Genomic DNA, 13,730 nt, shown 5'->3' on the forward strand with positions numbered 1-13,730 from the left:
ATGGAGTGAGACGGCCCGCGATGGACACCCACACGCCCGCCCCCGACCGCGCCGGAGAGGCCTCGTCCCGCAGCCTGCTGCGCTTCCTCACCTGCGGGTCGGTGGATGACGGCAAGTCGTCCCTGATCGGGCGGCTGCTGTACGACTCGCGGCTCATCATGGAGGACACGCTCGCCTCCATCGCGAAGGACAGCCGCAAGCACGGCACGCTGGGCGAGGAGATCGACCTGGCGCTGCTGGTGGACGGGCTGGAGGCGGAGCGCCAGCAGGGCATCACCATCGACGTCGCCTACCGCTTCTTCGCGACGCCGCGGCGCAGCTTCATCGTCGCCGACACGCCGGGGCACGAGCAGTACACGCGCAACATGGCCACCGGCGCGTCCAATTCCGACCTCGCCGTCATCCTGTGCGACGCGCGCAAGGGCGTGCTGACGCAGACCAAGCGGCACACCTTCATCTGCTCGCTGCTCGGCATCCGCCATGTCGTGCTCGCGGTGAACAAGATCGACCTGGTGAATTTCGACGAGGCGACCTTCGACCGCATCGTGGGCGATTGGGCGACCTTCGCCTCCGGCCTCGGCTTCACCACGCTGGTGCCGGTGCCGGTCTCGGCCCGCTTCGGCGACAACGTCACCGTGCGGTCCGGCAACACGCCCTGGTATCGCGGGCCGACGCTGCTGGCGCACATGGAGGCGGTGGACGTGGACCACGGGGCGGAGGACAAGCCGTTCCGCTTCCCCGTGCAGTGGGTGAACCGCCCGAACCAGGATTTCCGCGGCTTCTCCGGCACGGTGGCCAGCGGCCGCATCGCGGTGGGCGATGCGGTGGTGGTGGCGGCGTCGGGCCGGCAGAGCCGGCTGTCCCGCATCCTCGGCCCCGACGGCGACCAGGACCGCGCGGCGGCGGGGGAGGCGGTGACGCTCTGCCTCGCCGACGAGGTGGATGTCGCGCGCGGCGACGTGCTCGCCCCGCTCGCCGACCGGCCGGAGGTGGCGGACCAGTTCGCCGCCCACCTGCTGTGGATGGACGAGGAGCCGATGCTGCCCGGGCGGCAGTACCTCATGCGGATCGGCAACTTCTGGACCACCGCCTCCGTCACGCAGATCAAGCACCGCGTGGACGTCAACACGCTGGAACAGCAGCCGGCCAAGCGGCTCGACCTCAACGAGATCGCGGTCTGCAACCTGTCCTGCGCGCAGCGCGTGCCGATGGACGCCTATGCCGAGAACCGGCAGACCGGCGCCTTCGTCCTGGTGGACCGCTTCACCAACCGCACCGCCGGCGCGGGGATGATCGCCTTCCCGCTGCGCCGCGCCACCAACATCCATGCCGAGGAGTTCCTGGTGGACAAGCGGGCGCGCGCCGCGCTCGACCACCAGGTGCCGCTGGTGCTGTGGTTCACCGGCCTCTCGGGGTCCGGCAAGTCCACGGTGGCGAAGCTGGTCGAGCAGGCGCTGCACCGCGAGGGGCGGCACACCTACACGCTGGACGGCGACAACCTGCGCCACGGCCTGAACCGCGACCTCGGCTTCACCGATGCCGACCGGGTGGAGAACATCCGGCGCGTGGGGGAAGTGGCGAAGCTGTTCCTCGATGCCGGGCTGATCGTGCTGTGCTCCTTCATCTCGCCCTTCCGCGCCGAGCGCCGGATGGTGCGGGAGATGATGGGGAAGGGCGAGTTCATCGAGGTCTTCGTGGACACGCCGATCGAGGAATGCATGCGGCGTGACCCGAAGGGGCTCTACGCCAAGGCGCGGCGCGGCGCGATCCAGAACTTCACCGGCGTCAGCAGCCCCTACGAGGCGCCCGAGTCGCCGGAACTCCGCCTCGCCACCCTCGGCCGCACGCCGGAGGAGGCGGCGGAGGTGGTGCTGGCGCATCTGCGCCGGCTGCTCGGCGGCTGAAGGCCGGGCGTGCCGCCGGCGCTGCTTCTCTCCCGCGAAGTCGGGGCCCATCTGCGCGGGGCCCTCGCCGGGGCGGGGGTCGCCGCCATCCTGCTGCCCGACGCGCGTGTCGCGTTCGGCCGGGCGGCGGCGCCGTGACCGCCGGGCTGCTCCTCTCGGGCGACATTGCCGCCTGGCTCGCCCCCGCGCCGCCGCCGCCGCTCTGGCTGTTCGTGCATGTGCCGAAGACGGCCGGCAGTTCGCTCACCGCCGACATCGCCACGATGCTGCAACCCTATTGCAGCATCCACATCGACCACGCCGACCGCCGCACCCATGCGCTGGTCCGCTTCGACGCGGCGACCGAAGCCTTCCTCGCCGCCCGCCGCAGCGGCCCGCCGGCGCGCTTCGCCTCGGGCCACGTCGCCTGGCGCCATGTCGAGGCGGTGCTGGCGGAGGAACCCGCGACGAGGTTGTTCACCGTGCTGCGCGAGCCCGCCGCCCGGCTCGTCTCGGATTATCTCTACCAGCGTTCGGCGATGCACCCGCTGGCGGCCGAGGTGAAGGCACGCATCCCCGACTTCGACGCCTTCCTGGAACTGCCGGGCCAGCGCAACAGGGCGGCGCGGCACCTGGCGCCGGCGCCGATGGTGGCCGCGGGCGACGCCGCCGCCGTGCTGCGCCACCTGCGCACCCGCTATGCCTTCGTCGGTCTCCAGGAACGCCACGAGCTCGGCTTCCGCGCGCTGACCGCGCTGATCGGGCGGCAGATGCGGCCGCAGGCGCGGATCCGCGTGAACGAGGACGCGGCAGAGGAACGCGCGCGGGTGATGGCGCGGCTCGCCGAGCCCGCTGTGCGCGCGCGGATGGAGGAGCTGAACGCCCTCGACATCGCGGTCCACCGCGAGGTCGCGGCCGACTGGGACCGCATCGCCGCCCCGCTCGAGGCGTGGCTCGACCGGGCCGAGGCGCAGGGGTGAAGGCGCCGCGCCGCGCGCTGCTCGCGGCGGCGCTGGCGGCCGCGGGGCGGGACGGCGCGGCGCTGGGCGCCACGGATGCCGCTTCCATCCCCGCCGCCGCCTTCTTCAACCCGGGCGACGCCGAGCTTGCGCGCGCCTTCGCGGCGATCGCCCTCGGGGGCGATGCGCAGACCGGCTCTCCCCCGCGCGACCGGCTGCTGCGCTTCCGCATGCCGATGCGGATCGCGCTGGCCGGCGAGGATGCGGGCCGCTACGCGCCCTGGGTGGCGCGCCACGCCGCCGACCTCGCGGCGCTCACGGGCCGGCCGGTCGGCCTGGCGGAAGGCGGCGGCGCCAACGTGCTGATGGTGCTCTCCCCCGACCCGGTGGCGGCGTTGCGCGCCCCCGGGCCATGGGGTGTGCTGCGCCGCGTCTTCGCCGACACGGCGGCGCTGGAGCGCCTGCTGGCGGGCGTCACGCCGGAGACGCTGGCCTGGCTGGTACCCGGCCTTCCCGCGGATGGCGCGCCGGAGATCCCGTTCGGCCTGGTCGTCGTGCCGACGCGGGACGAGCCGGCCACGATCTGGGCCGGCATCGTCGAGGAGCTGTCCCAGCTGCTCGGCCTGCTCGGCGACGACGACGGCGTGCCATGGTCCATCTTCAACGACCACAGCCCCTGCATCGACCTGACCGGCCAGGACCGCTGGCTGATCCGCCTGCTGCACCATCCGTCGATCCACCCCGGAATGCGCCGGGCCGAGGCCGAGGCCGCGGCGCGCGCCGCCCTGCGGGGGATGCGCCGCGCCGCGCCGGCCGAAGGCCCGCCCGATGCCGAGGTCGCGGCCAACTTCCTCCGCATCGCCTTCGCCGGCCCGCCGCTGGCGCGCCTGGCCCGGTGGGAGGGCGCGGTGCGGATCGAGGTCGTGGCCGACCCGCCCGCGCTGGGCTACCGCCGCTGGGTTGCCTGGCACGCCGCGCAGCTCGGCTGGATGACGCGCCACAGCATCGACATGGCGCGGCCCGGGGAACCGGCGAACCTGGTCGTGGCGATCGCGGCCGACCCCGCGGCGGCGCTGCCGGCGCGGCTCGACCCGCGCTTCGACCGCGCCGCGCTGGCCGCGGCCATCCGCGCGGGGCTGCCGGGCCGGCCCTGCCTTCGCTTCACCGCCTTCGCCGATGCCGCGCGCAACCTGCCGGATGCCGCGGTGGTGGCGATCGGGGCGGGCCACCAGCCGGCCACCATCTGGCGCTGCATCGTCGCGCAGCTCTCGGCCGTGCTCGGCCTGCCTGGGCGCGACGATTCGGTCCCGGCGACGATCTTCAACGACACCCTGCCGCATGTGGACCTGACGCCGCAGGACGGGCGCTTCCTGCGGCTGCTCTACCATCCCTCGCTGCGCCCCGGCATGACCCGCCGGGAAGCCGCGCCGGTGGTGGCCGAGGCGATCCGCACCGTCCGTCTCGACCGCTGAGGCGCGCCACACCGGGGCGTGATGGCGGCGGGGCGCGGCCGTGGCGCGGGGCGCGCGGGAAGGTGGCGCGCCGGCCTTGCGTCGCGGCGCCAACGCATACATGAATGTGCGTGCGGCATGACGGGCATGCGGCGGCAGCAGAACCGCCTGCGACCGGCAAGGTTGCGACAGGGAAAGAGTTCTGGGGAGGCGTCCGGGGGTGTCAGACACGATCCTCGCGACCGAGGGGCTTACGAAGGAATTCCGCGGCTTCGTCGCGGTGTCCGACGTCGCGCTGCGGGTCCGCCGCGGCAGCATCCATGGGCTGATCGGACCGAACGGCGCCGGCAAGACCACCTGCTTCAACCTGCTGACCAAGTTCCTGCCGCCGACGCGCGGCACCATCCTCTACGACGGGCGGGACATCACGAAGCTGATGCCGGCGGAGGTGGCGCGGCTGGGCCTGGTGCGGTCCTTCCAGATCTCGGCGGTCTTCCCACACCTGACGGTGCTGGAGAATGTGCGCCTTGCGCTGCAGCGCGCGCGGGGCGGGTCCTTCGACTTCTGGCGGTCGGAATCGCTGCTGCGGGGCTATGACGACAGGGCGCTCGCGCTGCTGGAGGATGTCGGGCTGACCGACTACGCCCGCATCAATGCGGGCGAGCTGCCCTATGGCCGCAAGCGCGCGCTGGAGATCGCGACGACGCTCGCCCTCGATCCCGTGATGATGCTGCTGGACGAGCCGACGGCGGGCATGACGCATGAGGATGTCGGGCGCATCATGGCGCTGGTGCAGCGCGTGGCGCAGGGGCGGACGGTGCTGCTGGTGGAACACAACCTGACCGTGGTGTCGGGGCTCTGCGACACCATCACGGTGCTGACCCGCGGCCGCGTGCTGGCCGAGGGAAGCTATGCCGAGGTGAGCCGCAACCCCGAGGTCAGGGCCGCCTATCTCGGCACCGATCCGGGCATCTCGGGGGGCGAGGCGCATGGCTGAGGCGATGACCGAGGCGCGGGCGGCGGCGGCGCAGGGCGCCGCGATGCTGGAGATCCGCGACCTCGAGGCCTGGTACGGCGAAAGCCACATCCTGCACGGCGTCGGCTTCGACATCCGCCCGGGGGAGGTGGTGACGCTGCTCGGCCGCAACGGCGCGGGCAAGACGACGACGCTGCGCGCCATCATGGGGCTGACCGGCCGGCGCACCGGCTCGATCCGCTTCGAGGGGCGGGAGACGATCGGGCTGCGCCCCGACCTGATCGCGCGCGCCGGCATCGCCTATTGCCCGGAGGAGCGCGGCATCTTCGCCTCGCTCGACGTGACGGAGAACCTGATGCTGCCGCCGGTGATCGCGCCCGGCGGGCTTTCGGTGCAGGAGATCCACACCCTGTTCCCGAACCTGAAGGAACGCGCGCGCAGCCAGGGCACGAAGCTTTCGGGCGGCGAGCAGCAGATGCTCGCCATCGCCCGCATCCTGCGCACCGGCGCGCGGCTGCTGCTGCTGGACGAGCCGTCGGAGGGGCTCGCCCCGGTGATCGTGCAGCAGATCGGCGCCATGATCCGCAGCATCAAGCAGCGCGGCTTCACCGTGCTGCTGGTCGAGCAGAACTTCCGCTTCGCGCAGACGGTGGCGGACCGGCACTACGTCATGGAACACGGCCGCGTGGTGGACATGGTGCCGAACGGCGAACTGGCCGCCAGCATGGACCGGCTGCACGACTACCTCGGCGTCTGAACGCCGCGGGAAAGAGCCAACCCTTAGGGAGACCGCAAGAATGACCATCGACCGCCGCTCACTCCTCGCCGGCGCCGCGGCGCTGCCCGCGCTCGGTGGCCTGCCCTGGCGCAGCGCCCGCGCGCAGGCCGCGAACACCATCCGCATCGGCGTGCTGAACGACCAGTCCGGCCTCTACCGCGACATCTCCGGCCCCGGCTCCACCCATGCCGTGCAGATGGCGGTGCGCGAGAGCGGCATCACCCAGCGCGGCATCAACGTGGAAGTCGTCCAGGCGGACCACCAGAACCGGCCCGATGTCGGCTCCACCGTCGCGCGGCAGTGGTACGACCAGGCCGGCGTCGACGTGATCGTGGACGTTCCGACCTCCTCCGTCGCGCTCGCCGTCAGCACCATCACGCGGGAGAAGAACAAGCTCTTCATCAACTCGGGCGCCGCGACCTCGGACCTGACGGGAAGCGCCTGCTCGCCCAACACGATCCACTGGACCTACGACACCTACATGCTGGGCAAGGGCACCGGCGGCGCGATGGTGGCGGCGGGCGGCAACACCTGGTTCTTCATCACCGCCGACTACGCCTTCGGCCACGCGCTGGAACGCGACACCACGGCCTTCATCAACGCGGCCGGCGGGCGCGTGCTGGGCGGCGTGCGCACGCCATTCCCGGGCACCACGGACTTCTCCTCCTTCCTTCAGCAGGCGCAGCGGTCGCGCGCCCGCGTCATCGGCCTGGCGAATGCCGGCGGAGACACGATCAACTCCATCAAGCAGGCGGCCGAATTCCGCATCACCCGCGGCGGCACCAAGCTGGCGGGGCTGCTGGTCTTCGTGACCGACATCCACTCCCTCGGCCTCGAAGTGGCGCAGGGCCTGGTGGTGACGGAGAGCTTCTACTGGGACCTGAACGACCGCACCCGCGCCTTCACGCAGCGGCTCGGCCAGATGCCGGGCAACCTCCGCCCGTCGATGGTGCAGGCGGGCTGCTATTCGGGCGTCCTGCACTACCTGAAGGCGGTGGCCGAGATGGGCGTGGCGGCCGCCAAGGCCAGCGGCGCGGAAGCGGCGAACCGCATGAAGGCGATGCCGACCAGCGACGACGCCTTCGGCGAGGGCACCATCCGCCCCGATGGCCGCAAGATCCACCCCGCCTACCTGTTCGAGGTGAAGACCCCGGCCGAAAGCCGCGGCCCGTGGGACTACTACAAGCTGATCTCCACCATCCCGGCGAACGAGGCCTGGCGCCCGATCACCGAGGGCGGGTGCAGCCTGGTCCGTTCCTGACGTGACCTGAACCGGCCCCGGGGGAACGGACCTCCCCCGGGGCCGCGCGACCACGAGAACGGGGCGAGCGCGACGTGCTGGAAGACCTGCTGTTCGAAGTCCAACTGGCCATGCCGCAGGTCATCCTGGGCGTGATCAACGGCGCCTTCTACGCGCTGCTCTCGCTCGGCCTCGCCGTGATCTTCGGCATGCTCAACGTCATCAACTTCGCGCATGGCGCGCAGTTCACGCTGGGCGCCTTCGTGGCCTGGATGCTGCTGAGCTGGGCCGGGATCGGCTACTGGCCCGCGCTGCTGCTGGCGCCGCTCATCGTCGGCGCGCTCGGCGTGGTCATGGAACGGACCATGATCGCCCGATTGTACAGGATCGACCACCTCTACGGCCTCCTGCTGACCTTCGGCTGCGCGCTGGTGATCGAGGGGGTGCTGCGGAACAACTTCGGCTCCTCCGGCCAGCGCTACGCGCCGCCGCGGGAATTCGCGGCGCTCGACCTCGAACTCGGCGACTTCTTCCTGCCGGGCTACCGCGTCTGGGTGCTGGTCGCCGCCACCGCGATGTGCCTGGCCACCTGGCTGGTGATCGAGAAGACGAAGGTCGGCAGCTATCTCCGCGCCGCCACCGAACGGCCGCAGCTTGTGCAGGCCTTCGGCATCAACGTGCCCCTGATGATGACGCTGACCTATGGCGCGGGGGTCGCGCTGGCGGGGTTCGCGGGGGTGCTGGCGGCGCCGATCTACTCGGTCAGCCCCGCGATGGGGGCCAACTTCATCATCACCGTGTTCGCGGTGGTGGTGATCGGCGGGATGGGCTCCATCGCGGGCTCGATCGTCACGGGCTTCATGCTCGGCCTCGTGCAGGGCATCACCGAGGTGTTCTACCCGGAGGCCTCGCAGACGGTCGTCTTCGTCATCATGGCGGTCGTGCTGCTGACGCGGCCGGCCGGCCTGTTCGGGAGGGCCTGACCATGGCCGAGGGCAGCATCGCCACGACCGCCCCTTCCGGCGCCCCGTCCGGCAGCCCGTCCGCCGACAGGGACGTCTTCTTCGGCTTCACCCGCCCGCAGGCCGCCGCCTTCCTGGCGCTGGTCGTGGTCGTGGTGGCGAGCCCCTTCGTCGTCTACCCCTTCTTCCTGATGAAGCTGCTGTGCTTCGCGCTGTTCGCCTGCGCCTTCAACCTGCTGATCGGCTATGTCGGGCTGCTCAGCTTCGGCCATGCCGCCTATTTCGGCATGGGCGCCTATGTCAGCGGCTATGCGTCGAAGGCCTGGGGCGTGACGCCGGAGGTCGCGATCCTCATGGGCGGCGCGGTCGGCGCCGCGCTCGGCCTGCCCTTCGGCTGGCTGGCCATCCGGCGCACCGGCATCTACTTCGCCATGATCACCCTCGCGCTCGCGCAGATGGTCTATTTCTTCTGCGTCCAGGCGCCCTTCACCGGCGGCGAGGATGGGATCCAGGCCATCCCGCGGGGCCACCTGTTCGGGATCGTCGACCTCAATTCCGACTTCGCGATGTATTGGGTGGTCGCGGCGGTGTTCCTCGGCGGCTTCCTGCTGATCCACCGCATCGTCCATTCGCCCTTCGGCCAGGTGCTGAAGGCCATCCGGGACAACGAGCCCCGCGCCACCTCGCTCGGCTACCGGACGGACGACTACAAGCTGATGGCCTTCGTCCTCTCGGCCGGCATCGCCGGCCTGGCGGGAGGCGCGAAGGCGCTGGCCATGCGGATCGCGACGCTGACCGACGTGCTCTGGACCATGTCGGGCGAGGTGGTGCTGATGAGCCTGGTCGGAGGCCTCGGCACGGTGTTCGGGCCGGTGGTCGGCGCGGCGGTGATCGTCACCATGCAGACCTACCTGGCGGAATTCGGCGCCTGGGTGCTGGTGATCCAGGGCGTCATCTTCATCGCCGCCGTCCTCGCCTTCCGCCGCGGCATCGTGGGCGAGATCGGGAATCTGCTGAAGGTGAAGCTCTGATCCGCCCGTCCTGCCTGCCGCCTGGGCAGGCGGGACGGCGCGCCACCGCGAAACCGCGCGGGCATGGCTTGCAAGAACCCACGGACGTGGCAGTTCTGCGGCCATGACATGGTCCATCCTGGCGCGTGACCCGGCGACGGGCGAGATCGGGGTTGCGGTGGCGTCCCGCTTCCTCGCGGCCGGCGCACTCTGCCCGCTCGTCGAAGGCGGGGTCGGCGCGGCGGCGACGCAGGCGCTGGTGAACCCCTTCCTCGCACCCGACTCGCTGGCCCGGCTGCGTGGCGGGGAGGACCCGGCCCCGGCGCTTGCCGCCCTGGTCGCGGCAGATGCCGGCGCGGCCGTCCGCCAGGTGCATCTCCTCTCGGCCGATGGCCGGATCGCCCAGCACACGGGCGGCGGCTGCGTGGAATGGGCCGGCCATGTCGCGGGGCCGGATGTCTCGGTCGCCGGCAACATGCTGGCCGGCCCGGGGGTGGTGGAGGCGACGCGGGACGCCTTCCTCGCCGCCGCCGGCCTGCCGCTGGCCGAACGCCTGCTCGGCGCGATGGAGGCGGGGGAGGCGGCGGGCGGCGACAGGCGCGGCCGGCAATCCGCCGCCATCCGTGTCGCCTCGGCCGATCCTTACCCGGATCTCGACCTGCGGGTGGACGACCACTCGGACCCGCTTGCGGAACTACGGCGGCTGCATGCGGTCTGGCGCGGCTACCTGCGGCATTTCCGCCGCTTCCTGCCGGGGCGCGACCATCCGGGCGTGTTCGACCGCGCCGTCATCAATGCCGCCATCGCCGCGGCCACGGCCGAGGAGGCGTGATGGCCGATCCCATCCTCGAGGTCCGGGACCTCGGCGTCAGCTTCCCCACCGACCGCGGCCGGCTGCGCCCGGTGGACGGCGTCTCCCTCGCGGTCGAGGCGGGGAAGACCCTGGCCGTGGTGGGCGAAAGCGGCTGCGGCAAGTCGGTGACCGCGCTGGCGGTGATGGGGCTGCTGCCGCCGGGCGCGCAGATCACCGGTTCCATCCGCCTCGCGGGGCGTGAGTTGTCGACCCTCGATCAGGAGGATTGGCGGCTGAAGCGCGGCGGGGAGATGGCGATGATCTTCCAGGAGCCGATGACCAGCCTGAACCCCGCCTTCACCGCCGGGGAACAGGTTGCGGAGGCGCTGCGCCTGCACCAGGCCCTGTCGCCCGCCGCCGCCTTCGACCGCGCGGTGGAGATGCTGGGCCGGGTCCGCATCCCCGATGCCGCGCGCCGCGCGCGGCAGTATCCGCACCAGCTCTCGGGCGGGATGCGCCAGCGCGTGATGATCGCGATGGCGCTGGCCTGCCGCCCGCGCCTGCTGATCGCGGATGAGCCGACGACCGCGCTCGACGTGACGGTGCAGGCCCAGATCCTGGCGCTGATCGACGAGATGAAGCGGGAGACGGGGACGGCCGTGGTCCTCATCACCCACGACCTCGGCGTGGTCGCGGACCATGCGGACGAGGTGGTGGTGATGTATGCCGGCCGGGTCGCCGAACGCGGCCGTGCGGCCGATGTCTTCGCGCGCGCCCAGCATCCCTACACGATCGGCCTGCTCGGCGCCGCTCCGCGCCTGGAAGGCGGGGCGGAGCGTCTGGCCAGCATCGAGGGGACCGTGCCGGACCTGCTGGACCCGCCGCGCGGCTGCCGCTTCTCGCCCCGCTGCCCCTTCGCGATCGACCGCTGCGCTGCCCAGCCGCCGTTGGCCGAGGTGCTGCCCGGCCACCGCGCCGCCTGCTGGCGCGCGCCGCTCGACACCCTGCTGGAGAACGCGGCATGAGCGCGCCGCTGCTGGAACTCCGCGACGTCGTCCGCAGCTTCCCCGTGCGCGATGCGCTCGGCCGGGCCCGCGGTGCGGTGCGCGCGGTGGATGGCGTGTCGCTCTCGGTGCCGGAAGGCTCGGTGCTGGCCATCGTGGGCGAGAGCGGCTGCGGCAAGTCCACGCTCGGCCGGCTCGCGCTTCGCCTCATCGAGCCCGATTCGGGCACCATCCGCTTCATGGGGCAGGACCTGCGCGCGCTGTCGCCGGGCGCGCTGCGGCTGCGTCGGCGGGACATGCAGATCATCTTCCAGGACCCCTTCGCCAGCCTCGATCCCCGGATGACGGTGGAACAGGCGGTGGCGGAGCCGCTGCGCCTGCACGGCATCGTCCCGCGGCACGAGGAACGCGACGAGGTGGCGCGCCTGCTCGCCCGCGTCGGGCTGCGGCCGGAACAGGCGCGGCGCTGGCCGCACGAGTTCAGCGGCGGCCAGCGCCAGCGCATCGCCATCGCCCGCGCACTCGCCAGCCGCCCGAAGCTGGTGATCGGGGACGAGCCTGTCAGCGCGCTCGACGTCTCGGTGCAGGCGCAGGTGGTGAACCTGCTGTCGGACCTGATCGGCGACCTCGGCCTGACCTTCGTGCTCATCAGCCACGACCTCGGCGTGGTGCGCCACATCGCGGACCGGGTGGCGGTGATGTATCTCGGCCGCATCGTCGAGGAGGGCGCGACGGAGGAGGTGTTCCGCGCCCCGCGCCACCCCTACACCCGCGCGCTGCTCGCAGCCGTGCCGGGGCAGGGGGGCGGCCGCCCGGCGCTGCTGGAGGGCGACATCCCGAGCCCGATCGACCCGCCATCGGGCTGCCGCTTCCGCACCCGCTGCCCCTTCGCCGAGGCGGTCTGCGCCGAGCAGGCGCCCCCGATGGAAGGCGACGCCCACCGCGCCGCCTGCCACTTCCAGCACCGCCTGCCGCCCGCCCCCGCGGCCGCCGAGCACGATGCCGGGGGCGACCGCCTGCGGCGCCTGCAGGCCTTCTTCACCGACCGACCCAGCGCACGACACGTCACGGGAGCATCGACATGATCCGCAGGACCATCGCGGCCGCCTGCCTCGGCCTCGCGGCCGTCGCCGCCCTTCCGGCCGCCGCGCAGACGCCGGCGAATTTCCGCATCGGCCTGCGGGAGGACCCGGACATCCTCGACCCGACCCTGGCGCGCACCTTCGTCGGCCGCATCGTCTTCGCCGGGCTCTGCGACAAGCTGTTCGACATCAACGAGAGGCTGGAGATCGTCCCCCAGCTCGCCACCGCCCATCGCTGGGAGGATCCGCAGAGCCTGCTGGTCACGCTGCGGCCCGGCGTGCGCTTCCATGACGGCGACCCGATGACGGCGGACGCCGTCGCCTATTCCCTGAACCGCCACCTGACGATGCAGGGCAGCTTCCGCCGCGGCGAGATCAACTCGATGCAGTCGGTGGAGGTGGTGGACCCACAGACCGTCCGCATCCGCCTGCGCGAACCCTTCGCGCCCTTCGTCAGCCAGCTGACTGACCGCGCCGGCATGATCGTCAGCCCCCGCGCGGCGGAAGCCGCGGGCCGCAACTTCGGCAACCGGCCCGTCTGCGCCGGGCCGATGCGCTTCGTGGAGCGCGTGGCGCAGGACCGCATCGTGCTGGAACGCTTCCCCGAATACTGGGATGCCGGGCGCGTCCACCTGAACCGCGTCACCTACCTGCCCATCCCGGACAACACCGTGCGGCTGGCCAACCTGCAATCCGGCGCGCTGGAACTGGTGCAGACGATCGAGCCGGATGACCTGCGGCAGGTGCAGCGCAACACCCGCCTGCGGGTCAGCGTCTCCGACGAGCTCGGCTACCAGGGCATCACCTACAATGTCGGCAATGGCGCCCGCGCGCAGACGCCATTCGGCCAGAACCCGCGTGTGCGCGAAGCCTTCGAGCTGGCGATCGACCGCACGGCGATCAACCAGGTCGTCTATGAGGGCCAGTACAGCCCGACCGCCCAGGCCGTGCCCCCCTCCAACCCCTTCCATGTCCGCTCCATCCAGCCGGAGCCGCGCAACGTCGCCCGCGCGCGGCAGCTGCTGGCGGAAGCCGGGGTCCGCACGCCGGTCCAGGTGGAGATGACGGTCCCGAACAACCCCGACCTCCGCCAGGCGGCCGAGGTGATCCAGGCGATGGTCCGCGAAGCCGGGTTCGAGCTGCGGATCAACGCGATGGAATTCGCCTCCTCCCTCCAGGCCGCGACGCGGGGCGACTTCGAGACCTACCTGCTGGCCTGGTCCGGCCGCGCCGACCCCGACGGCAACACCTGGACCTTCATCCACAGCCAGGGCCCGCAGAACGACGGCAAGTACAGCAACGCAGAGGTGGACAGCCTGCTGAACCAGGCGCGCGTCGAGACGGACGCCGCCCGCCGCCTCTCCATGTATGAACGGATGTGGCAGGTCAGCCTGCGGCAGGACCGCCACCGGATGTATCTGTGGCACCGCAAGAACATCGTGGCGCACACGGCCCGCCTGCAGGGCTTCCGCGCCGTGCCGGACGGGCTGATCCGCCTGCAGGACCTGCGGGTCCAGTGATGCCGGTGCCGCCCGCGCCCCCCCGCTCCGTCCGCGCGTCCTCCCGAAGGGGCGGGGCGGTGACCGGGCACC

At 72.1% G+C, this 13,730-nt stretch carries 12 protein-coding genes; all 12 read left to right on the forward strand.

The window, feature by feature from the left end:
* Nucleotides 1-20: 20 nt before the first annotated feature.
* The 12 genes from cysN (at nucleotide 21) to ACK8OX_RS03880 (ending at nucleotide 13,658) form a co-directional block, all read left to right on the forward strand.
* A complete protein-coding gene (gene cysN, locus ACK8OX_RS03825; protein ID WP_430662600.1) occupies nucleotides 21-1,904 on the forward strand; it encodes a sulfate adenylyltransferase subunit CysN in 1,884 nt (627 codons plus the stop codon).
* 134 nt (nucleotides 1,905-2,038) lie between these two features.
* Complete coding sequence (locus ACK8OX_RS03830; RefSeq protein ID WP_430662601.1) at nucleotides 2,039-2,863, forward strand: sulfotransferase family 2 domain-containing protein; 825 nt, start codon at nucleotides 2,039-2,041, stop codon at nucleotides 2,861-2,863.
* Complete coding sequence (locus ACK8OX_RS03835; protein ID WP_430662602.1) at nucleotides 2,860-4,314, forward strand: DUF2927 domain-containing protein; 1,455 nt, start codon at nucleotides 2,860-2,862, stop codon at nucleotides 4,312-4,314. The genes ACK8OX_RS03830 and ACK8OX_RS03835 overlap by 4 nt, the downstream gene beginning before the upstream one ends.
* Nucleotides 4,315-4,513: 199 nt before the next feature.
* Nucleotides 4,514-5,290: an ABC transporter ATP-binding protein gene (locus ACK8OX_RS03840; protein WP_430662603.1), complete on the forward strand. Its 777-nt coding sequence runs from the start codon at nucleotides 4,514-4,516 to the stop codon at nucleotides 5,288-5,290.
* 43 nt (nucleotides 5,291-5,333) lie between these two features.
* Entirely contained in the window at nucleotides 5,334-6,026 is a 693-nt protein-coding gene (locus tag ACK8OX_RS03845) for an ABC transporter ATP-binding protein (protein WP_430662804.1), read from the forward strand.
* 40 nt (nucleotides 6,027-6,066) lie between these two features.
* Nucleotides 6,067-7,308, forward strand: coding sequence for an ABC transporter substrate-binding protein (locus ACK8OX_RS03850; protein ID WP_430662604.1), 1,242 nt, complete (start codon nucleotides 6,067-6,069; stop codon nucleotides 7,306-7,308).
* Between the two features lie 74 nt (nucleotides 7,309-7,382).
* Nucleotides 7,383-8,270, forward strand: a complete 888-nt coding sequence (locus tag ACK8OX_RS03855) for a branched-chain amino acid ABC transporter permease (RefSeq protein ID WP_430662605.1) — start codon at nucleotides 7,383-7,385, stop codon at nucleotides 8,268-8,270.
* A 2-nt stretch (nucleotides 8,271-8,272) separates the two neighbouring features.
* The gene (locus tag ACK8OX_RS03860) at nucleotides 8,273-9,280 is read left to right on the forward strand and encodes a branched-chain amino acid ABC transporter permease (protein ID WP_430662606.1); all 1,008 of its coding nucleotides are present in this window, start codon (nucleotides 8,273-8,275) and stop codon (nucleotides 9,278-9,280) included.
* A gap of 103 nt (nucleotides 9,281-9,383) precedes the next feature.
* Complete coding sequence (locus tag ACK8OX_RS03865; protein ID WP_430662607.1) at nucleotides 9,384-10,091, forward strand: DUF1028 domain-containing protein; 708 nt, start codon at nucleotides 9,384-9,386, stop codon at nucleotides 10,089-10,091.
* Nucleotides 10,091-11,077, forward strand: coding sequence for an ABC transporter ATP-binding protein (locus tag ACK8OX_RS03870; RefSeq protein ID WP_430662608.1), 987 nt, complete (start codon nucleotides 10,091-10,093; stop codon nucleotides 11,075-11,077). Before ACK8OX_RS03865 ends, ACK8OX_RS03870 begins: the two co-directional genes overlap by 1 nt.
* Nucleotides 11,074-12,141: an ABC transporter ATP-binding protein gene (locus ACK8OX_RS03875; RefSeq protein ID WP_430662609.1), complete on the forward strand. Its 1,068-nt coding sequence runs from the start codon at nucleotides 11,074-11,076 to the stop codon at nucleotides 12,139-12,141. The genes ACK8OX_RS03870 and ACK8OX_RS03875 overlap by 4 nt, the downstream gene beginning before the upstream one ends.
* The gene (locus ACK8OX_RS03880) at nucleotides 12,138-13,658 is read left to right on the forward strand and encodes an ABC transporter substrate-binding protein (RefSeq protein WP_430662610.1); all 1,521 of its coding nucleotides are present in this window, start codon (nucleotides 12,138-12,140) and stop codon (nucleotides 13,656-13,658) included. Before ACK8OX_RS03875 ends, ACK8OX_RS03880 begins: the two co-directional genes overlap by 4 nt.
* Nucleotides 13,659-13,730 lie beyond the last annotated feature (72 nt).

The sequence above is a fragment of the Falsiroseomonas sp. CW058 genome (assembly GCF_050563535.1).
Lineage (GTDB): Bacteria > Pseudomonadota > Alphaproteobacteria > Acetobacterales > Acetobacteraceae > Falsiroseomonas.